Here is a 25,623-nt window from a genome sequence, read left to right as displayed (position 1 = left end):
GGGAAGGCGACCCTGACCGACGTAGGGTTGATCCTGGGATGGTCCGTGGGACGACCGCACCCCGGACAGCCGCCTCGAAGGAGGTCCAGTTCAGTGACCAGCCAGGTCAGCAGCCCAGCGGAGCAGACCGACGGAACCGTCGTGGGAGAGCAGCGCAAACCGGGCGGAGCCAAGGACGTGCGGCGCCTGGACCGGGTGATCATCCGGTTCGCCGGGGACTCGGGTGACGGTATGCAGCTCACCGGGGACCGTTTCACCTCGGAGACGGCGTCCTTCGGGAACGACCTCTCCACCCTGCCGAACTTCCCGGCCGAGATCCGCGCCCCCGCCGGCACCCTGCCGGGCGTCTCCTCGTTCCAGCTCCACTTCGCCGACCACGACATCCTGACCCCGGGCGACGCGCCGAACGTGCTGGTCGCGATGAACCCGGCCGCCCTGAAGGCGAACATCGGCGATCTGCCGCGCGGCGCCGAGATCATCGTGAACACGGACGAGTTCAGCAAGCGGGCCCTGCAGAAGGTGGGGTACGAGAACTCGCCGCTGGAGGACGGCTCGCTCGACGGCTACAGCCTCCACCCGGTGCCGCTGACCACGCTCACGGTCGAGGCGCTGAAGGAGTTCAGCCTGTCCCGCAAGGAGGCCGAGCGCAGCAAGAACATGTTCGCGCTGGGCCTGCTGTCGTGGATGTACCACCGGCCCACCGAGGGCACCGAGAAGTTCCTGAAGTCGAAGTTCGCGAAGAAGCCGGACATCGCCGAGGCGAACATCGCCGCGTTCCGGGCGGGCTGGAACTTCGGCGAGACCACCGAGGACTTCGCGGTCTCCTACGAGGTCGCCCCGGCCACCCGGGCGTTCCCGACGGGCACGTACCGGAACATCTCGGGGAACCTGGCCCTGGCCTACGGTCTGGTCGCCGCCTCCCGGCAGGCGGACCTGCCGCTGTTCCTGGGTTCGTACCCGATCACGCCGGCCTCGGACATCCTGCACGAGCTGTCCAAGCACAAGAACTTCGGCGTGCGGACCTTCCAGGCGGAGGACGAGATCGCGGGCATCGGCGCGGCGCTCGGCGCGGCGTTCGGCGGTTCCCTCGCGGTGACGACGACGTCCGGTCCCGGTGTGGCGCTGAAGTCGGAGACGATCGGCTTGGCCGTCTCCCTGGAGCTGCCGCTGCTGGTCGTGGACATCCAGCGCGGCGGTCCCTCGACGGGTCTGCCGACCAAGACCGAGCAGGCGGACCTGCTGCAGGCGATGTTCGGCCGCAACGGCGAGGCCCCGGTGCCGATCGTGGCGCCGAAGACCCCCGCGGACTGCTTCGACGCGGCGCTGGAGGCGGCCCGGATCGCGCTGACGTACCGAACGCCGGTGATGCTGCTGTCCGACGGGTACCTGGCCAACGGCTCCGAGCCGTGGCGGATCCCGGACCTGGAGGAGCTGCCGGACCTGCGGGTGCAGTTCGCGTCCGGTCCGAACCACACGCTGGAGGACGGCACGGAGGTCTTCTGGCCGTACAAGCGGGATCCGCAGACCCTCGCCAGACCGTGGGCGGTCCCGGGCACGCCGGGGCTGGAGCACCGCATCGGCGGCATCGAGAAGCAGGACGGCACGGGCAACATCTCCTACGACCCCGCCAACCACGACTTCATGGTCCGCGCCCGCCAGGCCAAGATCGACGGCATCGAGGTCCCGGACCTGGAGGTCGACGACCCGCACGGCGCGAGGACGCTGGTCCTGGGCTGGGGTTCGACCTACGGCCCGATCACGGCGGCGGTACGGCGGCTGCGGGCGGCCGGAGACTCCGTCGCGCAGGCGCACCTGCGCCACCTCAACCCCTTCCCGCGTAACCTCGGACACGTGCTCGAGCAGTACGACAAGGTGGTCGTCCCCGAGATGAACCTGGGGCAGCTGGCCACCCTGGTCCGGGCGAAGTACCTGGTCGACGCCCACTCCTACACCCAGGTCAACGGCATGCCGTTCAAGGCGGAACAGCTCGCCGCGGCGCTGAAGGAGGCCATCGATGACTGACGCCACCAACGGGCTGCTGCAGCTGGTGCCCAAGGCCGAGGCGAAGCAGTCGATGAAGGACTTCAAGTCGGATCAGGAGGTGCGCTGGTGCCCGGGCTGCGGTGACTACGCGATCCTCGCCGCCGTGCAGGGCTTCATGCCCGAGCTGGGCCTGGCCAGGGAGAACATCGTCTTCGTCTCCGGCATCGGCTGCTCGTCCCGCTTCCCGTACTACATGAACACCTACGGGATGCACTCCATCCACGGCCGCGCCCCCGCCATCGCGACCGGCCTCGCGTCGTCCCGGCAGGACCTGAGCGTATGGGTGGTCACCGGCGACGGCGACGCACTGTCGATCGGCGGCAACCACCTGATCCACGCGCTGCGGCGCAACGTCAACCTGAAGATCCTGCTGTTCAACAACCGGATCTACGGGCTCACCAAGGGCCAGTACTCCCCCACCTCCGAGGTCGGCAAGATCACCAAGTCGACGCCGATGGGGTCGCTGGACGCCCCGTTCAACCCGGTGTCCCTCGCGATCGGCGCGGAGGCGTCGTTCGTGGCGCGCACCATCGACTCCGACCGCAAGCACCTCACCGAGGTGTTGCGTGCCGCCGCCGGCCACCCGGGCACCGCGCTGATCGAGATCTACCAGAACTGCAACATCTTCAACGACGGCGCCTTCGACGCCCTGAAGGACAAGCAGCAGGCCGAGGAGGCGCTGATCCGGCTCGAGCACGGGCAGCCGATCCGTTTCGGCGCCGACGGCTCCCGCGGGGTCGTACGGGACCAGCGGACCGGTGACCTGAAGGTCGTCACGGTGACCGCGCAGAACGAGGCGGACGTCCTCGTGCACGACGCCCACTCCGCGTCCCCCACCACCGCCTTCGCGCTGTCCCGGCTCGCCGACCCGGACACCCTGCACCACACCCCGATCGGCGTCTTCCGCTCGGTGGAGCGTCCGGTCTACGACACGGCGATGGCCGACCAGCTCGACACCGCCATCGAACAGAAGGGCAAGGGCGACCTGGCCGCCCTGCTCGCCGGCGGCGACACCTGGACGGTCGTCGGCTGAGTCCGCCGCCGTTCTACGAAGCCCGGGACCTGAGTTCCCGGGCTTCGTCGTACTCCCGGCGGGCCTTCTCCACGTCGCCCATGCGGGTGTCGGTCCACCGCGCCAGGGCGCGCACCTGCTCCGCCGCCTCCCGGCCGAGGCCGGTGAGCGAGTAGTCGACCCGGGGCGGGATGACCGGCTTGGCGTCCCGGTGGACCAGGCCGTCGCGCTCCAGGGTCTGGAGGGTCTGGGTGAGCATCTTCTCGCTGACGGTACGGCCGCCGAACCGGCTGACAGCCCGGCGCAGCTCGCTGAACCGGTACGGCCGCTCCAGCAGTTCGATCAGGACGAGGACACCCCAGCGGCTGGTGACGTGCTCCAGGACTAGGCGGTGGGGGCACAGCGCCTCGGCGTCGGTCATCTGGTTGCTTACCGTCATGCCAGTACCTTACTTCAAAGTGGGTACTTTCGCTTGGTTAGTGCACTACCTAGGGTGAGTGGCATACGGCCTACCGAACCTCTCGGCACCCAAGGAGTCCTCCACCATGAGCATCGTCGTCACCGGAGCCACCGGACACCTCGGCCGGCACGTCGTGGAGCAGCTGCTGGAGAAGGTCCCGGCGGACCGGATCACCGCGGTCGTGCGCGACAAGGAGAAGGCCGCCGGCCTCGCGGCACGGGGAGTGCGGCTCGCCGTCGCCGACTACAACGCCCCCGAGACCTTCGACGGCCTGTTCTCGGCCGGGGACCGGGTCCTGCTGATCTCGGGCAACGAGTTCGACAAGGGCCGGGTGCGGCAGCACGAGGTCGTCATCGAAGCGGCGCGGGCGGCGGGCGTCGCACTGCTCGCGTACACCAGCGCCCCGGGCAGCCTGCGGGCGGCGCTCGCCGACGACCACCGGGCCACCGAGGAGGTGCTGCTCGCCTCCGGCCTGCCCTACAGCCTGCTGCGCAACGGCTGGTACCACGAGAACTACACCGAGAACCTGGCGCCGGTGCTGGAGCACGGCGCGGTCGTCCAGGCCGCCGGCGACGGCCGGATCTCCTCGGCCTCCCGCGCCGACTACGCGGCCGCCGCGGTCGCGGTGCTCACCGGCGAGGGGCACGAGAACACGACGTACGAGCTGGGCGGTGACGTGGCGTGGGGCTTCGCCGAGTACGCCGCCGAGCTGAGCCGGCAGACCGGCAGGGAGATCGTCTACAACCCGGTCTCCGTCGTGGCGCTCACCGGCATCCTGACCGGCGCCGGGCTGCCCGCGCCGCTGGCCGCGATCCTGGCCGGCGTGGACGCCTCGATCGAGAAGGGCGAACTGGCCGTCTCCTCCGGCGACCTGTCCCGGCTGACCGGCCGGCCGACCACCCCGCTGGCGGACGCCGTCGCCGCGGCCCTCAAGGACTGAGCCCCTCCCGGCATCCGGAGGGACCCCGCCGACGGGCGGAACCCCCCAGGTCAGCGCCTTCCGGCGCACCCGGCTCACGGCTGTCATGACCGTATGGCGATACGGGCATGACAACCGGGGGTGCTCGGCGTTACCTTCGTTCTCGCGTGCCTGACATGAGAGGGAGGGGCCCGTGGCCGGGACATCCAAGGGCGAACACCGGATAGGCCTGCTGAACGGCTTCGCCGCGTACGGCATGTGGGGTCTGGTCCCGCTGTTCTGGCCGCTGCTCAAGCCCGCCGGAGCGGTCGAGATCCTCGCCCACCGCATGGTCTGGTCCGCGGTCTTCGTCGCCGTCGCCCTGCTCTTCGTGCGCCGCTGGGCCTGGGCGGGGCAGCTGCTGCGCCAGCCGCGCCGGCTCGGACTCGTCGCGGTGGCGGCGGCCGTCATCACCGTGAACTGGGGCGTCTACATCTGGGCCGTGAACTCCGGCCACGTCGTCGAGGCGTCCCTCGGGTACTTCATCAACCCGCTCGTCACCATCGCGATGGGCGTGCTCCTACTGAAGGAGCGGCTGCGGCCCGTGCAGTGGGCGGCGGTCGCGACCGGCTTCGCCGCCGTGGTCGTCCTGACCGTCGGCTACGGCCGGCCGCCGTGGATCTCGCTCTGCCTGGCCTTCTCGTTCGCCACCTACGGCCTGGTGAAGAAGAAGGTCGCCCTCGGCGGCGTCGAGTCGCTGGCCGCCGAGACCGCGATGCAGTTCCTGCCCGCGCTCGGCTACCTGCTGTGGCTCGTCGCGCACGGCGGCAGCAGCTTCGTCGACGACGGCCCCGGGCACGCGGCCCTGCTCGCCTCCACCGGCATCGTCACCGCGCTGCCGCTGGTCTGCTTCGGCGCGGCGGCGATCCGCGTGCCCCTGTCCACGCTCGGACTGCTGCAGTACCTGGCGCCCGTCTTCCAGTTCCTGCTCGGCATCTTCTACTTCCACGAGGCCATGCCGCCCGAGCGCTGGGCCGGATTCGGGCTGGTCTGGCTGGCGCTGGTACTGCTCACGGGCGACGCGCTGCGCTCCGCCCGTCGCGGGGCCCGGGCGCTCCGGGAGACCGGTCGTGTGCCGGCCGCGGTGTCCGACAGCCCTGTCGCGGCCGGTACCGCCGTCGCGGCCGGTACCGCTCTCGCGACCGGCGCGGTGGTCGCCGGACCGGAGGCGGAGAGCCTGGCCACCGCCCCCGGCCCGGACCCCGAGGTCGCGACGCCGTAACTCCGGGCACGCGGGGGGACGACGGCGCGGTGGGCCGGGCGGAACGGCGCGGAACGCGTTCGTCCGGCGGGGGGTCGCGGCTATAAGTGGTCACCATGACCCAGGCACCCGCTCCCACCCCCGCCCCGCTGCACTGGAAGCTCGTCATCGACGCGGGCGACCCGCACACCCAGGCCGACTTCTGGGCCGCCGCGCTGCACTACACGGCCGAGGACAACAGCGCCCTGATCGAACAGCTGCTGTCCGCCGGCGATCTGCCCGGCGCGGCCATCGTGGAGTACCACGGCCTGCCCGCCTTCCGTGACCTGATCGCCGTACGGCATCCCGACGACCCGTACGACCCCCGGACCGGCACCGGGCTCGGGCGGCGGCTGCTGTTCCAGCGCGTGCCGGAGACCAAGACGGCGAAGAACCGGCTCCACCTCGACCTGCACACCGGCCGGGGTGAGCGCCCGGCGGAGGTGGCACGGCTGGAGGCGCTGGGCGCGCGCGTGCTGCACGAGGTGAAGGAGCCCTCCGGCGAGTGGGTGGTCATGGCCGACCCGGAGGGCAACGAGTTCTGCGTGCACTAGGCCCGCCGCCGCCCGTACGGCGGTGGCGGGCCGTGCGGTCCGGGGGCGCCGACGCCCGTACCGCGTACGCCGGTTACACCTGTGCGGCGCGGGCCGCCCGGTCGGTCAGCCGGACCATCCGGGCGCGGGCGGAGTCCAGGGGACGCGGGTCGTCGGCCGCGGGGCCGGGCTCGGCGCTGAGATCCGTCCACAACTCGATCAGGTCGCGCCCCAGCCGCAGGCCCTCCTCGGGATCGCGCACCGCACGCCAGGCGGTCGCCGCGCTCTGCACGTTTCCGTAGGCCGCCTCGGCGTCCCGTGCGTCGCGGCGGAGCCGGGCGAGGTCGAGGGACTGGCCGAAGGCGCGGACCGGGTCGCCCGCCAGGTAGGCGATGTAGGCGTTCAGTTCGCGCAGGTGCAGCACCTCGGTGTGGTGCGGGCCCAGCACGGTGGACGCCTCGGTGACCGTGCGGTCGGCGAGTTCCGCCGCCGTGTCGATGTCGCCCGCCCGTACGGCCTCGTTGATGCGGGTCATCGGCTCGGTGAGCAGCTCGGCCCCCTCGGCGGTCTCGGTCAGCGGACCGTCCCCGAGCACCTCCTCGGCGACGGCGTCGAACCCGCGGGGCGGGGTGTGGGTGGGGGCGGAGGGGATCTCGGGCTCGGGCTCGACGGTACGGGTCCCGGGCATGTCGGTGCGCCCCACCGGCTCGCCGGCGAGGACCGCCGACACGTCCATGACCGGCGCGGGCAGGTCCAGGACGGGCGTGGGCAGGTCCGGCACCGGTGGGACCACCTCCGCGACCGGGGCCGCGGCCACGGCGAGCGGGACGGCGTCCACGACCGGCGGGGCCTCGTCGAGGACGGGCGGGGCCGCCTCCATGACGGGCGGGGGGCCGAACTGCCCGGTCGGCGCCAGTACGGTCCCCGGCGGCAGCGGCTGCCGGGCCGGAGTCCGCTCCGACGCCGCCGGCTCCTTGCGGCGGGCCAGCCGGACCGGCTCCCCGGCCACCCGGCTGGAGCCGTCCGCCGAGACCTCCAGGGGCACCACGCAGCCGGCGCTGTCGTCGTGCACGCTGGCGCGTATGGGCGCGCCCAGGCTGATGGCCAGGCGCTGGAGGTGGTTCAGGACGGCCTGCTGGATCTGCTCGCCCGGTGCCGCCACGACGGACGCCCCTCCCACCGACGCGCTTCCCGCGCCGAACACCCGTACGGCCACCACCGCCGGGTGCGCCGCGGGCTGCTGCGCCCGCTTCTTCTCGAAGCTGAGTCGAGACATCGGTTTCCCTCACTCCCCCGGCGTCACGATCCGGTCGTACGCGTCCCTGTCGTCCAGTGTGGACTTTCCCCACGCCCTGTGCGTCACCGTGACGTCACAGCCTCGCACCAGCCACCCTGGAGAAATTTGCTTGCATGTGCATATGATGCGCGCGTCTTTATTTCTGTGCCGACATCGCTCGTCTGGGGGACCCATGAGCCGCCGCTTCCTCTTCGTCCTGGGCAGCGCCCGCGCCGAGGGCAACACCGAACTGCTGGCCCGCCGGGCCGCCGAACAGCTGCCCGGTGACGTCGAACAGCGCTGGATCCACCTCGCCGAACGGCCGCTGCCCGGCTTCGTGGACCTCCGGCACGACAGCGACCACGTACGCCCGCCGTCGGACACCGCGACCGGCCGGCTGCTGGACGCCACCCTCGCGGCCACGGACATCGTGATCGCCTCGCCCCTGTACTGGTACTCGGTCTCCAGCCTCACCAAGACCTATCTGGACCACTGGTCCGGCTGGCTGCGCACCCCGGGCGTCGACTTCAAGGCCACGATGGCCGGACGCACCCTCTGGGGCGTCGCCGCACTGGCGGACGAGGAGCCGTCCGTCGCCGACCCGTACGTGGGCACGCTCAACAACTCGGCCGCCTACCTGGGGATGCGCTTCGGCGGGGTCCTGCTCGGCAACGGCAGCAAGCCCGGCGACGTGCTGAAGGACACCGGGGCACTGACCCGCGCGAAGACGTTCTTCGCGCAGGACGCGCCGCTCGCCCGCTTCCCGCACCAGACCGCGTAGGACCGCACCGCCCCCGGGCCGCCCCCGGGGGCTACGCGCTGACGTCCTTCGCCGCGAACCGCGCCCAGGCCGCCGAGCCGAACACGGCCGCGTACAGGGCCTGGAGTTCGAGGTTCTTCGTCAGGTCGTCCCAGTAGACGGGGTCGCGCATCAGATCGGCGAAGGACAGCCAGTAGTGCGGGAAGAGGTACGGCTGCAGCGCGTGCAACTGGGGGATCTGGTCGAGGATCTGCACGGTGATCAGCAGGCCCACGGTGGTCGCCATCGCCGCGATGCCGCTGCCGGTGAGGGTCGACACGAACAGGCCGAGCGCGGCCACACCTATCAGGGACGCGGCGACGACCAGGGCGATCAGCAACGCCCGGCCCAGGCCCTCGGCGAAGCCGATCCGGGTGCCGGAGATGGTCGTCAGATCGCCGAGCGGGAAGAGCAGCGCGCCGACGATCAGCGCCGAGACGGCGACGACCAGGGTGGCCAGCAGGCAGAACACCATCACGGTCGTGTACTTGGTCAGCAGCAGGCGGGTCCGGCCGGCCGGGGCGACCAGCAGATAGCGCAGAGTTCCCGCGCCCGCCTCCCCCGCGATCGCGTCGCCCGCGACGACGCCGACGGCCATCGGCAGGAAGAACGGCAGCGTCGCCGCCAGTGCCGTGAACACCAGGAACAGGCCGTTGTTGGTGATCTGCGAGATGAACGCCGGACCGCCGCCGCCCCCGCCCGCCGACGAGCCGCCCCTGGTCTCGATCCTCACCGCGATCCCCACCAGCACCGGCACCGCCGCCAGCACACCCAGCAGGGCGAGCGTGCGCCAGCGGCGGACCGTGGTGACGATCTCGCTGCGCAGCAGCCCGAAGGTCCACAGGAGACGCGGCCGCCGGACGGCCGCCTCCCCGGGCGGCGCGGGGAGCGGCGTGCCGGCCCCGCCGGCCGGGCCCGGGACCGTCTCAGCCCGCGACATCGAAACCCTCCCCCGTCAGTGCCACGAACGCGTCCTCCAGCGAGGCCCGTTCGAGCGTGAGGCCCCGGACGCGCACGCCCGCGCCGACCAGGGCCGCGGTCACCTCGGCGAGGTCCCGCGCGGGCGGCTCGCCGGTGACCCGGTCACCGTCCGCGGTGACGTCCCCGATCCCCTGCTCCTTGAGCACCCGGGCCGCGTCGGCCGCGTCCGGGGTGAGCACCACCAGCCGGCCGCGCGCCCCGGCCGCCAGGTCGGCGACCGCGCCCTGGGTGACGAGCCGGCCCCGCGTCATCACCGCCGCGTGCGTGCAGACCTGCTCGATCTCGTCCAGGAGGTGCGAGGAGAGGAAGACGGTCGTGCCGTCGGCGGCCAGTTCCCTGATCAGGGTGCGGATCTCCCGCATGCCCTGCGGGTCGAGGCCGTTGGTCGGTTCGTCCAGGACGAGCAGTCGGCGCGGCTGGAGCAGCGCCGCGGCCAGGCCGAGGCGCTGCTTCATGCCGAGCGAGTACGCCTTCGCCTTCTTGCCCGCGGCGGCCGTGAGGCCCACCCGGTCCAGGGCGGCGGCGACGCGGACGCGCCGGGTGCGCGGGTCGGCGGTCGGGTCGGCGGCGTCGTAGCGCAGGAGGTTGTCCCGGCCGGACAGGAAGCCGTACAGGGCGGGGCCCTCGATGAGCGCGCCGACCTGCGGCAGGACCGCACGAGCCGCCCGCGGCATGGGGCGGCCCAGCACCCGTGCCGTGCCCGAGGTCGGCTCGATCAGGCCCATCAGCATGCGGATGGTGGTGGTCTTGCCGGAGCCGTTCGGGCCGAGGAAGCCGAAGACGCTGCCCGCCGGGACGGTCAGGTCGAGACCGTCCACGGCGAGCTGTCCGCCGCGGTAGCGCTTGGTGAGTCCGCGCGTGGCGATGACGCCCTCGGGCGCCTCCGCCGGGTCGTGCTCCCGCGCGTCCTCCGGGTCGTGCCCCTCCCGCTGCGTGGCGGACGGTGCGTCCATCGGCTCCCCCCTCGAATCCTCGTGCCCGGGAAGGATTACTTCCCCGTGTCCGCCGCCTTCACCAGGGCCTCCTTGGTCACGGCGCCGGCGTAGACCTTGCCGTCGTCGGTGATCAGGGCGTTGACCAGGCGGGTGGAGAACACCGTGCCCTTGCCGAACTTGCCGGAGACCTGCTCGCCGAGCGAGCCCAGGAAGCCGCCCAGGTCACCGCCCTGGGAGCCGGTGGGCTGGCCGCCGCCGGCGCCGGTGTCGAAGGTGGCGACGGACGTCCAGCCCTTGCCGATGACGGTGGCTCCGTCCAGGCCCTTGCCGAAGTCGTCGCCGCCCTTGTGGGCGTGCTCCCGCCCCTTGGGGCCGTCCTCGTCCTCGGTGACCTTCGCACCCTTGGGCGGGGTGAAGTCGAAGGTCGAGGCCGCCGGCTCGGCGAAGGAGACCTGGGTGAAGCCCGTGTCGAGAACGGCGGCCCCGCCGCTCCTCGGCGTCAGCGTGAACTTCAGCGGCGTACCCGTCTTCGCGTCCACCGCGATGCTGATGGCGCCGACCGTGCTGCCGGACTGCTTGGGCTTGATCAGCAGCTTGTAGGCGTCGCGGCCGGCGACCCGCATGGTGCCGTCGACGGTGACGGACGTGGTGTCGTCCACCGACTTCAGCGCCTCGCCGGCGAAGTCCTCGGGCGTGGCGGGCGGCTTCGCCCGGTGGTCCTCGCCGGAGTCGGCCGCGGTGGAGTGGTAGACCTCGTTGCTCTTGCTGTCGTAGCCCCAGACGTCCTTGCCGTCGTGGATGAGGCTGTACTCGGCGCCCCGCTCCAGCAGGGAGAGCTTCTGCCGGTCCGGGCCGTCGGCCGCCACGCGCAGGGTGTGGCTGCCGCTGACCAGCTCGGTGAGCTTGGACTGCGGGTCGGCGGAGGAGCCGTCGCCGGAGCCCGGGGCCGCCCCCGAGGCGAGGCTGTTCTCCAGGCCGCCGAGGTCCGGCAGGCCCAGATCGGTGTTGATCTTCACTGTGCCGGACAGCTGCTGCGTGTCCGACTTGGCGATCTTCTCGATGAGCTGCTGTGCGCTGATCCTGGGCAGGTCGGGGTCACCGGAGTCGGCGAGCGCCGGGACCAGCCCGATCGTGGCCGCCGCCACCCCCACCACCGCGACCGGTACGGCGTACCGGGCGGCCTTGCGGCGGCCGGAACGCGCGTCCTCGTCCCGCGCCGCGTCCGCTGCGTCGTCGGATTCGTACGGTGCCATGTGTGCGTTACCTCCGTCGTCGGCGGCGGCTGTCCTCACGCTGGTCCACCTGAGCCGCCATTCTCACCCGAATCGGTGAGGAGTGGTGATTTCCGTGGTGTCCATCTGACCAAATCGGCCGTGAGGAAGCGTCAGACCGCGGCAGCAACTCGGTGTACGCCTGCGGTATGACACGCGGGGGCGGCGTCTCCCCCTCCCCGTAGGGGTCGGCACCGCTCTCCCAGGGGAGAGACCGTGCGGGGGCGCCGTTCCGCGGGCGCCGTTCTGTGGCCGGCCGGACTAGCCGGCGCGGTGCACCACCGCATCGCACAGCTCGATCAGCGCCGCCTTGGCGTCGCACTCCCGCAGCGGCGCCAGCGCGGCCCGGGCCTCCTTCGCGTAGCGGATCGTGTCCTGGCGGGCCTGCTCCAGCGCGGGGTGGGCGCGCAGCGCCGCCAGCGCCTCGGCGTGCCGGGCGTCGTCGCTGAGATCGGAGTCCAGCAGCTCGCACAGCGCGATGTCCTCGGCCAGCCCGAGCCGGGCGGCCCGCTCGCGCAGCCGGAGCACGGGCAGCGTGGCGATGCCCTCGCGCAGGTCGGTGCCCGGGGTCTTGCCGGACTCGTGGGAGTCGGAGGCGATGTCCAGGACGTCGTCCGCGAGCTGGAAGGCGACCCCGAGCCGCTCGCCGTACTGGGTGAGCACGTCGACGACCGTCTCGTCGGCGCCGGACATCATCGCGCCGAACCGGCAGGAGACCGCGACCAGCGAGCCCGTCTTGCCGCCGAGTACGTCCAGGTAGTGATCGACCGGGTCGCGGCCGTCCGTGGGACCGGCGGTCTCCAGGATCTGGCCCGTGACCAGCCGCTCGAACGCGAGGGCCTGCACCCGGACCGCCTCGGGACCGAGGTCGGCGAGGATCTGGGAGGCCCGGGCGAACAGGAAGTCGCCGGTCAGGACCGCGACGGAGTTGCCCCAGCGGGTGTTGGCGCTGTCCACACCGCGGCGCACGGCCGCCTCGTCCATCACGTCGTCGTGGTACAGCGTGGCGAGGTGGGTCAGCTCCACGACCACTGCCGAGGGCACGATGCCCGGCGCGTAGGGGTCGCCGAACTGGGACGCGAGCATCACGAGCAGCGGACGGAACCGCTTCCCACCGGCCCGTACGAGGTGCTGCGCGGCCTCCGTGATGAACGGGACCTCGCTCTTGGTGGCCTCGAGCAAGCCTTCCTCGACAGCCGTCAATCCGGCCTGGACATCGGCTTCCAGAGCCTGGTCCCGCACGCTCAGCCCGAACGGCCCGACGACGGTCACGAGGGGTCTCCTGTCTGCTGGTGTCTGCTGGCGCTTACACGGTTTGTCGATAGGTCGCTGCCATCACTCAAGTCAGCGTATCCGGTCCTCTTTCGATCACCGATAGCGCCCACCGGTCCAGCCTGGGCGGTATCGGATCATGACCGGTATGGGTTTGATCGGTTGGTAAGAATGGACATTTATCGACTTAACAGGAATCCGCACACTTTGTCGCGAAACGCGGCGTGAGCGGAGTAATGCCGACGCCACCCGGTGGACACCTCGGGAGCACGCCGGGAGCGGCGACCCACTCGGGCACAACGGATACAACGGGCACATCGGGCGCGCAACAGCACCCGACACCCACCCGGACACCCCCTTCCCTCGTCGCCGCACTTCACCTCTTCGCGCGCCGCGGCCACCACCACAACGACCGGCGCCTCGTCGCGGGTTCCGCCGCAATGCCACCTCGGCCGCAAATCACCTGAATCCCTCATGTCTGATTTGCATTATTTTGCTATTTCGTGAGTTGGCTCACTCGGGCGGGAGAACCACCCCCACTCACCGGCATCCCCTTCTCCCCTTGCCCTACTGGCGAGTTGAGAGTTGGCAACCGCAAAGGATCAAGCGCCTCAAAAGCCACAGACCAAGGTCAAATAGGGTGTTGTGTGAATCCAGTACTTGTTCCCGACATGTGCTCTCGCATACGTTCCGGGCCGTCGGGCGGACGCCTAATCCTGCCGCCGCCCGCGTAACCCATCGACGAACTCATTTCGTACGGCAGGAGCGGGGGACCCAGGTAAGCCATCGCCGTACCGGTCGGCACACGTCGCACCGGAACGGCTAGGGGTGAAGCCGCGCCTCCCCAGGGCACGGCCGGGCACCTCCCCGCCCGAACCCGACAGCTCACCTCGCAGGCGACGGAGAGGAACTTCCCCATGCCTGCTGCCGCTCAGCCCCGCCGCACCCGGAACAACCGCCTCGTCCGCACCATCGCCGCCCTCGGCACCGGCGCCGCTGTCCTCGCCCTGCCGCTCGTCGGCGCCGCGAGCGCCTCCGCGGCCCCCACCACCGCCCCGACGGCCTCCACCACCCCCGCCGGGTACCCGAACAACCTCGACGGCTGGATCCGCGAATCCCTCGCGATCATGGCCGAGAAGAAGATCCCGGGCACGTACCACGGCATCTACCGCAACATCATGCGGGAGTCCTCCGGCAACCCCAACGCCATCAACCTCTGGGACTCGAACGCCGTCAAGGGCACCCCGTCCAAGGGTCTGCTCCAGGTCATCGACCCGACCTTCGCCGCCTACCACGTGGTCGGCACCTCCTTCGACCCCTACGACCCGGTCGCGAACATCACCGCCGCCTGCAACTACGCGGCCGCGCGGTACGGCTCGATCGACAACGTCTTCGGCGCGTACTGACGGACGGGTCCGGCCCGTACCGGCGGACGCACCGAGCACGTTCCGGCGGACGTGCCCGGCGCGCACCGGCGGCGGACCGGAACCCGCCCGGCATCCCGCACCCGACGCCCGGCGGACCGGAGCGCACCGGCACCTGACGGACCGGCGCGCACCGGCCTCCGGACGAACGGAGCAGTGCCGAAGAGCCGGTCACCCGGCCGGGAAGAGTCCTTCGAGGACGACGGCCACGCCGTCGTCCTCGTTCGACTCGGTGACCTCGTCGGCCACCGCCTTGAGTTCGGGGTGCGCGTTGGCCATGGCCACGCCCCGCGCGGCCCAGTCGAACATCGGGATGTCATTGGGCATGTCCCCGAAGGCCAGCGCGCGTTCCGGGCCCACTCCGAGCCGCTCGGCGGCCAGCGCGAGCCCGGTCGCCTTGGTCACCCCGCGCGGCTGGAGCTCCACGGTGCCCGGCCCGGACATGGTGACGGTCGCCAGCGAACCCACCGCCGCACGCGCGACCGCCGCCAACTCGTCGTCGCACAGGGTGGCGTGGCGCAGCAGGACCTTGCTGATGGGCTCGCACCACAGGTCGTCGCGCCGGCCCACCCGGAGCGCGGGAAGCGTGGGGTGCGGCATCAGATAGCCGGGCTCGATGAGGGTGAGCCCGTCCACCCCGTCCTGGTCTACGGCCGCGAACACCTGGCCCACCTCCGCCTCGATCTTGCCGAGCGCGGTCTCCGCCAGCTCCCGGTCCAGCCGGACCGACCACAGCAGGCGGTCCGCCGCGGCGTCGTAGACCTGAGCACCCTGTCCGCACACCGCGAGCCCCGTGCAGCCGAGGTTCGCCAGCAGCGGCCGTACCCGCGGAGCCGGCCGGCCCGTCACCACCAGATGCCGGGCGCCCGCCCCCGCCACCCGCGCGAGCGCGGCGAGCGACCGGTCGGAGACGGTGTCGTCGCCACGCAGCAACGTCCCGTCCAGGTCGGTGGCGATCAGTGCATATGCCGGGGTGGGTGCCATGATCAGAGAATACGGACACCGCGCCCCGCCGACTCACCGCTCTCTCCACGTACTTACGTGCTGCTCGGCCCCAAGTGGCGTACTCCGGAACCTCGATGGCCCAGCCGCACCTCAGCCGTGCCGCGCGGCCAGGTGCTTCGCCAGACGGGGGGAGGCGAACTCCGTACCGCACACGAAGCGCATCACCGGCCCGTACGAGGACGCCGCCGGAAGCCCCGTGAAGTACAGGCAGGGCACCGGTGACACAGCCGGGGCCGAGCCGGGGCGTGCCGCGGCTCACCGCGAGCCGGGTGCGCAGCCCGTGGCCGAGGAAGACCGTCGCCGCGATGTCGACGCGGTAGCGGGTGGCGGCGACGACACGGTCGGCGGTGGGCCGCTCTGCCCGACCGCCGAGGGTGCGGACGGGCAGGACCGGGTTGCCGCCGGGACCTCGGCACCCACCAGCCGCTCGATCTCCTGGACCCGCACCCCGCTGTCGAAGGCTCGCGCAGCCACCAGGCGCCGAGCGGGCCGAGCACCCGGCGGACCAGGTGGTGGCGGGCGGGCTCGGGCAGGTAGCGGTAGGGGTGCGGGTAGTTGCTGAGCGCCCATGGTGCGAGCGGCGATCCGACCGAGCAGCGGCGTCGGTGCCGCCGACTCGCCGCGCGCCGTCCGCAGTGCTGCGGGCTGCACTGCCCGAGGGCTGCGGGAGCTGCAACGCCGGAGTTGCCGGAGGCGCGGCCCAAGAGCTGCGGGTGGCACAGCCCAAGAGCTGCGAGAGGCACTGCCCAAGACACGCATCTCGGCCGTAACGTGTGGCGCGACCACATGGAACGTATCGCCATGCATGGCTCGGATGAGAGTGAGGCAGTACCCCCATGCCCCCCTTCGACGTCCCCGAGGGCGACCCCTTCGGCCCGCACAACCTTCCCTACGGCGTGTTCTCGCCCTCCGGCAGCACGGAACGCAGGGTCGGCGTCCGGCTCGGGGACCACGTGCTCGACGCGGGCGCCGCGGCCGCCGCGCTCGGCTCGCCGCACCACCCGCTGCTGGCTCAGCCCACCCTCGACGCGCTGCTCGCCGCCGGGCGCGCGGCCTGGTCCGACGTGCGGCGCGCCCTGACGGAGTGGGTGACGTCGTCCGCGCATCGGCCGACGATCGAACCGCTGTTCCACCCCCTGTCGTCGGTGACCCTCCATCTGCCCTTCGAGGTGGCCGACTACGTCGACTTCTACGCCTCGGAGAACCACGCCCGGAACGTCGGCCACATCTTCCGGCCGGACGCCGAGGACTCCCTCACCCCCAACTGGAAACACCTGCCGATCGGTTACCACGGCCGCTCCGGCACGGTCGTCGTCTCGGGCACCGACGTCATCCGGCCGTCCGGCCAGCGCAAGGGCCCCGGTGACCCCGCTCCCGTCTTCGGCCCGTCGATCCGGCTGGACATCGAGGCGGAGGTCGGCTTCGTCGTGGGCGCGCCCTCCGAACTGGGCCGGCCGGTCGCGCTCGGCGACTTCCGCGAGCACGTCTTCGGGCTGTGCCTGCTGAACGACTGGTCCGCGCGCGACATCCAGGCCTGGGAGTACGTCCCCCTCGGCCCGTTCCTCGGCAAGTCCTTCGCCACCTCGGTGTCGGCGTGGATCACGCCGCTGGAAGCACTGGAGCACGCGCGCGTGGCGCCCCCGGAGCGCACGCACCCGCTGCTGCCCTACCTGGACGACTCGGCCCCGGGGATCGAGCCCGGCGGTTACGACCTGCGGATCTCCGTCGCCATCAACGGCCATGTGGTGTCGGAACCCCCCTTCTCGACCATGTACTGGACCGCCGCGCAGCAGCTCGCCCACATGACGGTGAACGGCGCCTCGCTGCGCACCGGCGACCTGTACGGCTCCGGCACGGTCAGCGGACCCGAGGAGGCCCAGCGGGGTTCGCTGCTGGAGCTGACCTGGAACGGCCGAGACCCGCTGGAGCTCCCGGACGGCAAGAGAGCCTTCCTGGAGGACGGCGACGTGGTGACGATGTCGGCGTGGGCCCCGGGCCCCGACGGTCGGCGCGTCGCACTGGGCGAGGTCAGCGGGCGCGTCGTCTCGGGCTGAGCGACTGCCTGAACCCGTGCTCGGCCTGTCGGAGCACGCGGGAAGTCGCAGGCCCGGGCGCGGGCGCCCGGGCCTGCGGAGGAAGAGGTGCGGCAGGCTGTCCGAGGGCCTGACTCCTGCCGCCCTTCTTCGTCATACTGACGGGGACACGCACCACATGCGGCGAGCCGCCGCGCGCCGCTCCCTTGGCACCACCGAGACCCGCACCCCTCTCCGACCAGGAACCGGAGCCCCGGCATGACCGTCTGCCTGCTCCTGCTGAGCGTCGTCGCTCTGACGGCCGCCGTGCCCATCCCGCGCGCGTTGACGCGGGCCGCCTGGACCGAGCGGGATCCCGTGGTCGCGCTGTGGGTGTGGCAGTGTCTCGTCGCCACCGTCCTGCTGTGCTGCCTGGCGGCCCTGATCCTGGGAGCGGCAGCCGTCTTCCACACCGTGCGCGACCACGTGTTCGCCCCCGCCCCTCCCGCCGTCACCGCCGCGTACGACCTCTCCGCCGCCCCGGTGTGGGCGGCCGTACTCACGCTGCTGCTGGCGTGCGGGGCCGCCTGGACGACGGCGATGCTGGCCCGGGAACTCGTCGAGGCCCGCCGCAGCCGCGGTCAGGCCCGGGCGCACCTGCGCGAACGCGCCCCCGACCTGCCGGCCGGACTGCCGGCGGCACGCGGGCCGATGCTGGTGCTGGAGGACGAGTACCCGGACGCCTGGTGGATGCCGGGGCACCCACCGCAACTGGTCGTCACCACGGGGGCCCTGCACCGGCTCACGCACCACCAGTTGGACGCCGTCCTCACACACGAGCGCGGCCACGCGCGCGCCCACCACGACTGGCTGCTGCACCTGTCCACCGCACTCGCCACGGGCTTCCCACGCGTCCCGCTCTTCGCCCACTTCTGCGACCAGACGCACCGCCTGGTCGAGCTGGCCGCGGACGACACGGCGTCCCGGCGCTGCGGGCACCTCACCACGGCCCTCGCCCTGATCGAGCTGAACCAGCACCGGGGTGTCCTTTCCTGCGCCTCCAGCCACCGCCTCCTCGGCGAGCGCGTGGACCGCCTGCTGGAGCCCTCGCCGCGGCTGCTGCGCCGGCACCGGGCCCTGACGACGACCGTGGCCGCGCTGGTGCCCCTGCTGCCCCTGCTCATCACCTTCGCGCCGGGGCTTACCGCGCTGTCGTGACCCGCGGGTGGTGACGGCACCGCCGTCGCTACCGGCCCGGTGTCGGAATCGGCGCCGTAGGGGGGAGCCGGTGCCTCAGGGGGAGAGAAAGCCGACGCCGGGTCGCGACCGGGTGGCAGATCTCCCCTCCAGCTCGGGTGAACTCCCAGGTCAGCGGCGTTTTCCACACACCCTCACCTGGCGCAACACTTCAGCAACACCTCTTTCCCTACCTTCTCGGTATGGTTCCAGCCATGCCACCCACCGACCGCCCCCGCGACCATGCCGGTCAGGGCGCAGCGACCACCGTCGCCGCCCACCGCACGCGTCGCCGGCTGCGTGCGGACCGGGCCCGGCAGCTCGCCGACCTGCTGCGCCGGCAACTCCTCACCGGCGTCTACCAGGACGGCACCCTCCCCCACGAGTCGACCCTCGCCACCGATTACCGCGCGACCCGCAACACCGTCCGCCAGGCCCTGGACCTGCTCCGGGCGGAGGGTCTGGTGGACCGGTTGCCCGGGGTCGGAACCGTGGTCGTCGCCCGTAAGTACCCGCACGGGCTCGACCGTCTGATGGGCCTCGCGGAAACCCTCCGTGAACACGGCCGCGTCACCAACGAGGTCCGCACCATGGGCCCCTCTCCCGCACCCGCCCCGGTCGCCGAGCGTCTCCACGTCGCGGCCGGCGCCGACGTCCTCTGCATCGAACGTCTGCGCCGCCTCAACGGCCTGCCGCTCTCCCTCGACCTGACCTACATCCCGCTCGACATCGGCGCCGCCCTACTCGACGCCGACCTGGAGAACACCGACGTCTTCCGGCTGCTGGAGACGATCACCGGCCGGTCTCTGGGCCACGCCGAGATCACTCTGGAGGCGGTGAACTCGGACGCCCACTCCGCGGCCGTGCTCGAGGCCCCGCGCGGCGCCTCCGTGCTCATGCTGGAACGCCTCACACACCTCGACGACGGCCGCCCCGTGGACCTGGAGTTCATCCGCTTCCGCGGCGACCGCATCACCATGAGCGGCCTGCTCCACCGGTCGTAACCACCCACCCGTACGCCTTCCACGCGTGTGCGCATTCCCGCCCGCACGCGACCCTGCCTGCACGTTTCCTGGAGACAGCCATGCCCTTGGCGCCCCAGCGGGCCGACGTGCCCGTGACCATCGACGAGTCGAAGTGCATCGACGGCTGCACCCTCTGCGTGGATATGTGCCCGCTGGACTCTCTGGCCATCGACACCAGCAGCGGCAAGGCGTACATGCACGTCGACGAGTGCTGGTACTGCGGCCCGTGCGCGGCCCGCTGCCCCACCGGAGCCGTCACGGTCAACATGCCCTACCTGCTCCGCTGACCTTCCGAACCGCTCCGGTGAGAGGCCCGACCACCATGAAACGCACGGCAGTTTCCCTGTCCGCCGCCGCTCTCCTCCTGCCCCTGTCCGCCTGCGGCGGCAGTGCCGAAGCGGGCAGCGGCTCCACGGTCACCGTGACCGTCGGCTACCAGTCCAAGACGATCAACACTGTCACCGCGGGCACCTTGCTCCGTTCCCTCGGGTACTTCGAAAAGCAGCTCAACTCCCTGCACGACGGCCACACCTACAAGGTCGACTGGCAGGACTACGCCACCGGCGCCCCGATCACCGCCCAGATGACCGCCGGGAAGATCGACATCGGTTCGATGGGTGACTTCCCGCTGCTGCTCAACGCGGCCCGCGGCAAACAGCTCGGCCGCCCCACCCACCTGGTGTCGGTCACCGGCTACAACCTGCGCGGCGGCCTTAACACCGTGGTCACGGCACCGCACTCCGACCTCACCTCGCTGAAGGACCTCGAAGGCAAGAAGGTCTCCACGAGCGTCGGCTCCGCCGCGGACGGCACTCTCGTACGGGCCCTGCAGCGCGCCGGCATCGACCCGAACAAGGGGATCTCCAAGCTCAATCAGCAGCCCGCGGTAGGTGCTTCCGCACTCTCCGCCGGCAGCGTGGACGCGCTGTCCCAGTTCGTCGCCTGGCCCGGCCTGCTCGCCTACCAGGGCAAGGCGAGGGCCCTGTACGACGGTGCCCGGCTGAACCTGCCCACCTTCCACGGGGTCACCGCCCGCGAGGACTTCGCCGAGCGGCACCCGACGGTCCTGAAGGCCTTCCTCAAGGCGCAGGCGCAGGCGACGGACTACCTCAACGGCCGGCCTGTCGCCGCCGCCGAGAGGGTCGCCGAGGCCACCGGTCTGCCTGCCGAGGTCGTCTACCTGTACAACGGCGCGCACGGTATCGCCACCTTCGACCCCGCCGTCAAGCAGCAGCTGGTCTCCGCGCTGAAGCAGGACGTGTCCGTGCTGAAGGCCGCTGACCTGACCGGTGACGTCGATGTCGACTCCTTCGTGGACGACCAGTACGTGAAGAAGGCCCTCGGCGCGTCGTACGCCAAGCGGCTCGCCGCTTCGCCCCCGCCGACCGCGAGCGAGGCGTGGGTGAAGGGCCGGGAGAAGACGGTCGCCTTCAAGACCCCGAAGGAACTCCTGGCCTATGTGGCCGGGCACCGCGATGCCGTCCGCGCCGCCTACGTCCCCGACACCACCACCGGCACGCCGTGGTTCGCCGACAAGGCGGTCTGGGTCGCCGACGGCGGACAGTTGCTGCCGTTCGTCGCCCCGGACACCGCGCAGGAGTACGTCTCCGCCCACGGCGACGCCCGTACTGTCTCCTACCGTGCGGCCCTGGAGCAGGCCTCATGACCCGGCGGCCCCTGGCCCGGTACGTCCTGCGGACGGCGTCCCTCGCCGTCGCTCTGGGCCTGTGGCAGCTGCTGACCAGCCTGGATGTCGACCTCTGGCTGCGTTTCTCGCAGTTCCCGACGGTCACCGATGTCGCCCACACCTTCTCCGACCGGGTCTCCGGCGCCGACTACTGGACCGACCTGACCGACAGCCTCACCCGCATCCTCACCGGTTTCGCGCTCGCGGCCGTCCTGGGCGTGGCGACCGGCGTGCTCGTCGCCCGCTCGCGCCTCGCCGAGGATCTGCTCGGCCCGGTCCTGGAAGTGATCCGGCCGATCCCGGCCATCGCCCTCGTACCGGTCGCGATCCTCCTGTTCCCCTCCAACGAACAGGGCATCGTCTTCATCACCTGCACCGCCGCCTATTTCCCCGTGCTGGTCTCGACCCGGCACGCGGTCCGCGCGCTGACCCCGGTGTGGGAGGAGGCGGTGCGCACCATGGGCGGCGGCCGGCTGCGGATCCTGGGGTCGGTCGTGCTGCCCGGGGCGCTGCCCGGCATCTTCGGCGGGCTGTCGGTCGGCATCGGCGTGTCGTGGATCTGCGTGATCTCCGCCGAGATGATCTCCGGCCAGTACGGCGTCGGTTACCGCACCTGGCAGGACTACACGATCGTGAACTACCCGGGTGTCTTCGTCGGCATGGTCACGATCGGTGTGCTCGGCTGGCTCACCTCCACGGCCGTGGAACTCCTCGGCCGGCGACTGACCCGCTGGCTGCCCCGCACCTCGTACGTCCCCGGCGGCCGCACTCGCGCGGTCCGCCCGCTCCCGGCCCCCGCTCGCGCCGATGACGACGCCGAGCACCAGCCCCAGTCCGAGCAGCAGGGCAAGGACGACACCGAGGAGGCCCGCGATGAGCACCTCGTCTGAGACCGTCACCGCTCCACCGGCACCGGAGGGTGTACGCGGCACTCGGCTCGCCTTCCGCGGCGCCGTCCTCGGCCGTCCGGACGCTGCGGTCCTCGCCGACGTGGACCTGGAGGTCTCCCCCGGCGAGATCCTCACCGTCGTCGGCCCCTCAGGCTGCGGCAAGTCCACGCTGCTGCGCACACTCGCCGGGCTGCTCGCCCCGCTGGGCGGCAGTGCCGAGGCGGACGGCAGCCTGTTGACGGGACCGTCGGCCGACCGCGCGCTGGTGTTCCAGGAGGACGCGCTGCTGCCCTGGCGCACGCTGCGCGGGAACGTCGAACTCCCGCTCGCCATCAGGGGCGTACCGCGCTCCGAGCGCCGTTCCCGGGCCGAGGCCTGGCTGGAGCGGGTCGGCCTCAGCGCGCAGGCCGGACAGTTGCCGCACCGTGTGTCGGGCGGGCAGCGCCAGCGCGCCCAGTTGGCCCGCGCCCTGGCCGACAGCCCGCGTGCGGTCCTCATGGACGAGCCCTTCGGCGCCCTGGACGCCCAGACCCGTTCCGGCATGCAGGACCTGCTGGTCGAGGTGTTGCGGGGCACCGGCGCGACCGTCGTCTTCGTCACGCACGACGTGGACGAGGCCCTCTTCCTCGGCGACCGTGTGGCGCTGCTCGGCTCGGGCCGGGTGGCCGCCGTACGGGACGTGCCGCGCCCGCGTGACCGTGCGGCGTTCGACGCCCCGGCCCGCGTGGCGCTGCGCCGCGACATCCTCACCTCGCTCGGATCGTGAAAGGCACCCCGGTGACCACCCCCGCGCCCACCCTCCCGGAGATTCCCGCCGTCGCCGACGCCGAGGAGCTGACCTGCGACGTCCTCGTCATCGGCGGCGGCACCGCCGGCACCATGGCCGCGCTGACCGCCGCCGAGCGCGGCGCGGACGTCCTGCTGCTGGAGAAGGCCCATGTCCGGCACTCCGGTGCGCTCGCCATGGGCATGGACGGCGTCAACAACGCGGTCATCCCCGGCCGCGCCGAGCCCGACGACTACGTCGCGGAGATCACCCGCGCCAACGACGGCATCGTCGACCAGTCCACCGTCCGGCAGACCGCAATCCGCGGTTTTGCCATGGTGCAGCGGCTGGAGTCGTACGGGGTCAAGTTCGAGAAGGACGAGCACGGCGAGTACGCGGTCCGCCAGGTCCACCGCTCCGGCTCGTACGTACTGCCGATGCCAGAGGGCAAGGACGTCAAAAAGGTCCTGTACCGGCAGTTGCGGCGGCGCGAGATGCGGGAGCGCATCCGGATCGAGAACCGGGTGATGCCGGTCCGGGTGCTCACCGCCGAGGGGCGGGCCGTGGGCGCCGTCGGCTTCAACACCCGCACCGGTGCCTTCGTCACCGTCCGCGCGGGCGCGGTGATCCTCGCGACCGGCGCCTGCGGCAGGCTCGGGCTGCCCGCCTCCGGCTACCTCTACGGCACCTACGAGAATCCGACCAACGCCGGTGACGGTTACGCCATGGCCTACCACGCCGGCGCCGAGCTGACCGGCATCGAGTGCTTCCAGATCAACCCGTTGATCAAGGACTACAACGGCCCGGCCTGCGCCTACGTCGCCAACCCGTTCGGCGGTTACCAGGTCAACCGGCACGGCGAGCGGTTCGTCGACTCCGACTACTGGTCCGGGCAGATGATGGCGGAGTTCGCCGCGGAGGTCGCGGGCGACCGGGGCCCGGTCTACCTGAAGCTCAGCCACCTCCCCGAGGAGTCGATCTCCGCGCTGGAGTCGATCCTGCACTCCACCGAGCGGCCGACCCGCGGCACCTTCCATGCGGGCCGCGGGCACGACTACCGCACCCACGACGTCGAGATGCACATCTCGGAGATCGGGCTGTGCGGCGGGCACTCCGCCTCCGGGGTCCGCGTCGACGATCACGCCCGCACGACCGTCCCCCGTCTGTACGCCGCCGGCGACCTCGCCTGCGTCCCGCACAACTACATGATCGGCGCCTTCGTCTTCGGTGACCTCGCGGGCGCGGACGCCGCCCAGTACACGGCCTACGACGGTGAGATCCCCGCGGACCAGGTCCGCGAGGCGCACGAGTTGATCTACCGTCCGTTGCGCCATCCGGACGGCCCGCCGCAGACCCAGGTCGAGTACAAGCTGCGCCGCTTCGTGAACGACTACGTCTCGCCGCCCAAGTCGGGCGCGCGGCTGTCCCTCGCCCTGGAGTCCTTCGAGCGGATGCGCGCCGACATCGCCGCGATGGGCGCCCGCACCCCGCACGAGCTGATGCGCTGCGTGGAGGTCTCCTTCATACGCGACTGCGCGGAGATGGCCGCCCGCGCCTCGCTGGCCCGTACCGAGTCGCGCTGGGGCCTCTACCACGAACGTCTCGACCATCCCGAGCGGGACGACGCCTCCTGGTTCCACCATCTCGATCTGCACAAGTCCCCCTCGGGTGCGATGGAGTTCACGGCCCGTCCCGTGGCTCCCTATCTGGTGCCGGTGGCGGGGTTCACGCCTGTCGGCGGCTCCTCCCGGCATGTGGGCGAGGTCCTTCCGGAGCACGTGGCCACGGCCGGCCCACGTGAGGTGGCACCGGTCGCCACGGGACCGGCCTCCGCTCGTGCCGCCGATCCCGCCGACCGCGCCAGCGCCCGGGACACCGCCGCCTCCCCGCGGCTCCTGGAACTGCTGGAGCTCGCGGAGACCCAGCCCGAACTGTCGGAACTGCATTCCTACTTGGCGGACACAGAGGCCAACGTCCGCCGTACGGCGGTCTCGGTGCTGACCGAGACCGTGCCGCCCGGTACCGGTCAGGCCCTCGCCGGTGCCCTGCTGGACTCTGACGGCGGCGTCCGCGCCGCTGCCGCCGCCTCACTGCGCGAGCTCGTCGAGGCCCTGCCGCCCGAGCCCGCCCTGGGCACCGCCCTCACCGCCGCGCTCGCCCAGGCCGACCCCGTGGTCCGTGCCGCCGCCCTCGATGTACTGCGCGCTCTGCGGCTCGGTGACGCCGGGGTGTTCGCGGCCGCGCTCGACGATCCCGACATCACGGTCCGCACCGAGGCGGTGCGGGCACTCGTCTCCGTGGACGCGGTCGCGCCGCTGGCGGGCGCCGCGGACGATCCCTCCCGGGAGGTCCGGGTCACCGTGGCCAAGGCCCTGGCCGCCGTCGGCCCCGAGTCCCTCACCGCGTCCGGCCGGGGGCTGCTCACCGGCACCCTGGACCGGCTCACCGAGGACGCCGATCCGCTGGTACGCGGCGCCGCACTCGGCTCGCTGGCCACCACCGGCTGCCCTGCGCCGCTCGCCGCCCGTGCCGTGTCCGCCCTCTCCGACCCGGCCTGGCAGGTGCGGTCCGGGGCCGCGACCGCGCTGTCGGCCGCGCCCGCCGACACCGCGGTCCCCGCCCTCGCGAAAGCGCTCGCCGATCCGAACGCCGATGTCCGCAAGGCAGCGGTGCTGGCGCTGGCCCGGCATCGGTCCACCGAGCAGGCCCGGGCGGCCCTCGCCACGGCCACGGCGGACTCGGACGCGGACGTCAGGGCCTACGCGGCACGGGGGCTGTGACCTCGCCCGCGGGGTGCG

At 72.0% G+C, this 25,623-nt stretch carries 22 protein-coding genes, 1 pseudogene and 1 riboswitch; of the genes and pseudogenes, 15 read left to right on the top strand and 8 right to left on the bottom strand.

Going from position 1 to position 25,623, the window contains the following annotated elements; translation table 11 throughout:
* Window positions 1–93: 93 nt before the first annotated feature.
* On the top strand, window positions 94–2,022 hold the full coding sequence (locus tag BLW57_RS22625) for a 2-oxoacid:acceptor oxidoreductase subunit alpha (protein WP_093476936.1): 1,929 nt from the start codon (window positions 94–96) through the stop codon (window positions 2,020–2,022).
* Window positions 2,015–3,076 carry a 2-oxoacid:ferredoxin oxidoreductase subunit beta gene (locus tag BLW57_RS22620; RefSeq protein ID WP_093476933.1) on the top strand — a complete coding sequence of 354 codons (1,062 nt, stop codon included), beginning with the start codon at window positions 2,015–2,017 and terminating at the stop codon, window positions 3,074–3,076. The genes BLW57_RS22625 and BLW57_RS22620 overlap by 8 nt, the downstream gene beginning before the upstream one ends.
* 13 nt (window positions 3,077–3,089) lie before the next feature.
* Here the strand turns inward: BLW57_RS22620 and BLW57_RS22615 are convergent, their stop codons facing one another.
* Window positions 3,090–3,494 (bottom strand): winged helix-turn-helix transcriptional regulator, encoded by a 405-nt coding sequence (locus tag BLW57_RS22615; RefSeq protein WP_093476931.1) that lies wholly within the window; start codon window positions 3,492–3,494, stop codon window positions 3,090–3,092.
* A gap of 106 nt (window positions 3,495–3,600) precedes the next feature.
* Here BLW57_RS22615 and BLW57_RS22610 point away from each other — a divergent pair, with 106 nt between their 5' ends.
* The 3 genes from BLW57_RS22610 (at window position 3,601) to BLW57_RS22600 (ending at window position 6,267) form a co-directional block, all read left to right on the top strand.
* The gene (locus tag BLW57_RS22610) at window positions 3,601–4,455 is read left to right on the top strand and encodes an SDR family oxidoreductase (RefSeq protein ID WP_093476928.1); all 855 of its coding nucleotides are present in this window, start codon (window positions 3,601–3,603) and stop codon (window positions 4,453–4,455) included.
* Between the two features lie 172 nt (window positions 4,456–4,627).
* Window positions 4,628–5,695, top strand: a complete 1,068-nt coding sequence (gene rarD, locus BLW57_RS22605) for an EamA family transporter RarD (RefSeq protein ID WP_256339558.1) — start codon at window positions 4,628–4,630, stop codon at window positions 5,693–5,695.
* A gap of 95 nt (window positions 5,696–5,790) precedes the next feature.
* The gene (locus BLW57_RS22600) at window positions 5,791–6,267 is read left to right on the top strand and encodes a VOC family protein (RefSeq protein WP_093480827.1); all 477 of its coding nucleotides are present in this window, start codon (window positions 5,791–5,793) and stop codon (window positions 6,265–6,267) included.
* Window positions 6,268–6,340: 73 nt separating this feature from the next.
* On the opposite strand, the gene BLW57_RS22595 is transcribed toward BLW57_RS22600, so the two are convergent.
* Window positions 6,341–7,522, bottom strand: a complete 1,182-nt coding sequence (locus BLW57_RS22595) for a hypothetical protein (RefSeq protein ID WP_093476925.1) — start codon at window positions 7,520–7,522, stop codon at window positions 6,341–6,343.
* Window positions 7,523–7,715: 193 nt separating this feature from the next.
* Between BLW57_RS22595 and BLW57_RS22590 the strand changes: the two genes are divergently transcribed.
* Window positions 7,716–8,303: a flavodoxin family protein gene (locus BLW57_RS22590; RefSeq protein ID WP_093476923.1), complete on the top strand. Its 588-nt coding sequence runs from the start codon at window positions 7,716–7,718 to the stop codon at window positions 8,301–8,303.
* Window positions 8,304–8,334: 31 nt separating this feature from the next.
* Here the strand turns inward: BLW57_RS22590 and BLW57_RS22585 are convergent, their stop codons facing one another.
* The 4 genes from BLW57_RS22585 to BLW57_RS22570 all read right to left on the bottom strand — a co-directional run bounded on the left by BLW57_RS22585 (window position 8,335) and on the right by BLW57_RS22570 (window position 12,780).
* On the bottom strand, window positions 8,335–9,261 hold the full coding sequence (locus tag BLW57_RS22585) for an ABC transporter permease (protein WP_093476920.1): 927 nt from the start codon (window positions 9,259–9,261) through the stop codon (window positions 8,335–8,337).
* A complete protein-coding gene (locus BLW57_RS22580; RefSeq protein ID WP_093476918.1) occupies window positions 9,248–10,255 on the bottom strand; it encodes an ABC transporter ATP-binding protein in 1,008 nt (335 codons plus the stop codon). The genes BLW57_RS22585 and BLW57_RS22580 overlap by 14 nt, the downstream gene beginning before the upstream one ends.
* Before the next feature lie 35 nt (window positions 10,256–10,290).
* A complete protein-coding gene (locus tag BLW57_RS22575; RefSeq protein WP_093476915.1) occupies window positions 10,291–11,490 on the bottom strand; it encodes a LolA family protein in 1,200 nt (399 codons plus the stop codon).
* Between the two features lie 279 nt (window positions 11,491–11,769).
* Entirely contained in the window at window positions 11,770–12,780 is a 1,011-nt protein-coding gene (locus BLW57_RS22570) for a polyprenyl synthetase family protein (protein ID WP_093476913.1), read from the bottom strand.
* A 729-nt stretch (window positions 12,781–13,509) separates the two neighbouring features.
* Window positions 13,510–13,692, top strand: a riboswitch (cyclic di-AMP (ydaO/yuaA leader).
* Window positions 13,693–13,697: 5 nt separating this feature from the next.
* Here BLW57_RS22570 and BLW57_RS22565 point away from each other — a divergent pair.
* Window positions 13,698–14,186, top strand: a complete 489-nt coding sequence (locus BLW57_RS22565) for a transglycosylase SLT domain-containing protein (RefSeq protein ID WP_093476910.1) — start codon at window positions 13,698–13,700, stop codon at window positions 14,184–14,186.
* Between the two features lie 189 nt (window positions 14,187–14,375).
* Here the strand turns inward: BLW57_RS22565 and BLW57_RS22560 are convergent, their stop codons facing one another.
* Window positions 14,376–15,188: an HAD family hydrolase gene (locus tag BLW57_RS22560; RefSeq protein WP_093476907.1), complete on the bottom strand. Its 813-nt coding sequence runs from the start codon at window positions 15,186–15,188 to the stop codon at window positions 14,376–14,378.
* Between the two features lie 111 nt (window positions 15,189–15,299).
* Window positions 15,300–15,778, bottom strand: a pseudogene (locus BLW57_RS42455) (NAD(P)/FAD-dependent oxidoreductase); the annotation flags it as partial.
* 267 nt (window positions 15,779–16,045) lie between these two features.
* Between BLW57_RS42455 and fahA the strand changes: the two are divergent.
* The 8 genes from fahA (at window position 16,046) to BLW57_RS22515 (ending at window position 25,605) form a co-directional block, all read left to right on the top strand.
* Window positions 16,046–17,263, top strand: coding sequence for a fumarylacetoacetase (gene fahA, locus BLW57_RS22550; protein ID WP_093476905.1), 1,218 nt, complete (start codon window positions 16,046–16,048; stop codon window positions 17,261–17,263).
* 237 nt (window positions 17,264–17,500) lie between these two features.
* Window positions 17,501–18,439, top strand: a complete 939-nt coding sequence (locus tag BLW57_RS22545) for a M56 family metallopeptidase (RefSeq protein ID WP_093476903.1) — start codon at window positions 17,501–17,503, stop codon at window positions 18,437–18,439.
* A gap of 233 nt (window positions 18,440–18,672) precedes the next feature.
* Complete coding sequence (locus tag BLW57_RS22540) at window positions 18,673–19,461, top strand: GntR family transcriptional regulator (RefSeq protein ID WP_093476901.1); 789 nt, start codon at window positions 18,673–18,675, stop codon at window positions 19,459–19,461.
* A gap of 80 nt (window positions 19,462–19,541) precedes the next feature.
* A complete protein-coding gene (locus tag BLW57_RS22535) occupies window positions 19,542–19,769 on the top strand; it encodes a 4Fe-4S dicluster domain-containing protein (RefSeq protein WP_018568287.1) in 228 nt (75 codons plus the stop codon).
* A 35-nt stretch (window positions 19,770–19,804) separates the two neighbouring features.
* On the top strand, window positions 19,805–21,148 hold the full coding sequence (locus BLW57_RS22530; RefSeq protein ID WP_093476898.1) for an ABC transporter substrate-binding protein: 1,344 nt from the start codon (window positions 19,805–19,807) through the stop codon (window positions 21,146–21,148).
* Window positions 21,145–22,059, top strand: a complete 915-nt coding sequence (locus tag BLW57_RS22525) for an ABC transporter permease (protein ID WP_256339557.1) — start codon at window positions 21,145–21,147, stop codon at window positions 22,057–22,059. The genes BLW57_RS22530 and BLW57_RS22525 overlap by 4 nt, the downstream gene beginning before the upstream one ends.
* Entirely contained in the window at window positions 22,043–22,825 is a 783-nt protein-coding gene (locus tag BLW57_RS22520) for an ABC transporter ATP-binding protein (protein ID WP_093476896.1), read from the top strand. Before BLW57_RS22525 ends, BLW57_RS22520 begins: the two co-directional genes overlap by 17 nt.
* An 11-nt stretch (window positions 22,826–22,836) precedes the next feature.
* The gene (locus BLW57_RS22515; RefSeq protein ID WP_093476893.1) at window positions 22,837–25,605 is read left to right on the top strand and encodes a fumarate reductase/succinate dehydrogenase flavoprotein subunit; all 2,769 of its coding nucleotides are present in this window, start codon (window positions 22,837–22,839) and stop codon (window positions 25,603–25,605) included.
* The last annotated feature ends 18 nt before the right edge of the window (window positions 25,606–25,623 follow it).

This window comes from Streptomyces sp. 1222.5 (assembly GCF_900105245.1).
Lineage (GTDB): Bacteria > Actinomycetota > Actinomycetes > Streptomycetales > Streptomycetaceae > Streptomyces > Streptomyces albidocamelliae.
Note: the sequence above shows the minus strand (reverse complement) of the source record. Positions and strands in the feature narration are given on the sequence as shown.

Bases quoted from the DNA above. Each gene is read 5' to 3' on its own strand.
- BLW57_RS22590 (WP_093476923.1), top strand. From the start codon at position 7,716: ATGAGCCGCCGCTTCCTCTTCGTCCTGGGCAGCGCCCGCGCCGAGGGC.
- BLW57_RS22535 (WP_018568287.1), top strand. From the start codon at position 19,542: ATGCCCTTGGCGCCCCAGCGGGCCGACGTGCCCGTGACCATCGACGAG.
- BLW57_RS22595 (WP_093476925.1), bottom strand. From the start codon at position 7,522: ATGTCTCGACTCAGCTTCGAGAAGAAGCGGGCGCAGCAGCCCGCGGCG.
- BLW57_RS22580 (WP_093476918.1), bottom strand. From the start codon at position 10,255: ATGGACGCACCGTCCGCCACGCAGCGGGAGGGGCACGACCCGGAGGAC.
- BLW57_RS22620 (WP_093476933.1), top strand. From the start codon at position 2,015: ATGACTGACGCCACCAACGGGCTGCTGCAGCTGGTGCCCAAGGCCGAG.
- BLW57_RS22545 (WP_093476903.1), top strand. From the start codon at position 17,501: ATGACCGTCTGCCTGCTCCTGCTGAGCGTCGTCGCTCTGACGGCCGCC.
- BLW57_RS22600 (WP_093480827.1), top strand. From the start codon at position 5,791: ATGACCCAGGCACCCGCTCCCACCCCCGCCCCGCTGCACTGGAAGCTC.
- BLW57_RS22530 (WP_093476898.1), top strand. From the start codon at position 19,805: ATGAAACGCACGGCAGTTTCCCTGTCCGCCGCCGCTCTCCTCCTGCCC.
- fahA (WP_093476905.1), top strand. From the start codon at position 16,046: ATGCCCCCCTTCGACGTCCCCGAGGGCGACCCCTTCGGCCCGCACAAC.
- BLW57_RS22610 (WP_093476928.1), top strand. From the start codon at position 3,601: ATGAGCATCGTCGTCACCGGAGCCACCGGACACCTCGGCCGGCACGTC.
- BLW57_RS22585 (WP_093476920.1), bottom strand. From the start codon at position 9,261: ATGTCGCGGGCTGAGACGGTCCCGGGCCCGGCCGGCGGGGCCGGCACG.
- BLW57_RS22565 (WP_093476910.1), top strand. From the start codon at position 13,698: ATGCCTGCTGCCGCTCAGCCCCGCCGCACCCGGAACAACCGCCTCGTC.
- BLW57_RS22615 (WP_093476931.1), bottom strand. From the start codon at position 3,494: ATGACGGTAAGCAACCAGATGACCGACGCCGAGGCGCTGTGCCCCCAC.
- BLW57_RS22540 (WP_093476901.1), top strand. From the start codon at position 18,673: ATGCCACCCACCGACCGCCCCCGCGACCATGCCGGTCAGGGCGCAGCG.
- BLW57_RS22560 (WP_093476907.1), bottom strand. From the start codon at position 15,188: ATGGCACCCACCCCGGCATATGCACTGATCGCCACCGACCTGGACGGG.
- BLW57_RS22520 (WP_093476896.1), top strand. From the start codon at position 22,043: ATGAGCACCTCGTCTGAGACCGTCACCGCTCCACCGGCACCGGAGGGT.
- BLW57_RS22525 (WP_256339557.1), top strand. From the start codon at position 21,145: ATGACCCGGCGGCCCCTGGCCCGGTACGTCCTGCGGACGGCGTCCCTC.
- BLW57_RS22575 (WP_093476915.1), bottom strand. From the start codon at position 11,490: ATGGCACCGTACGAATCCGACGACGCAGCGGACGCGGCGCGGGACGAG.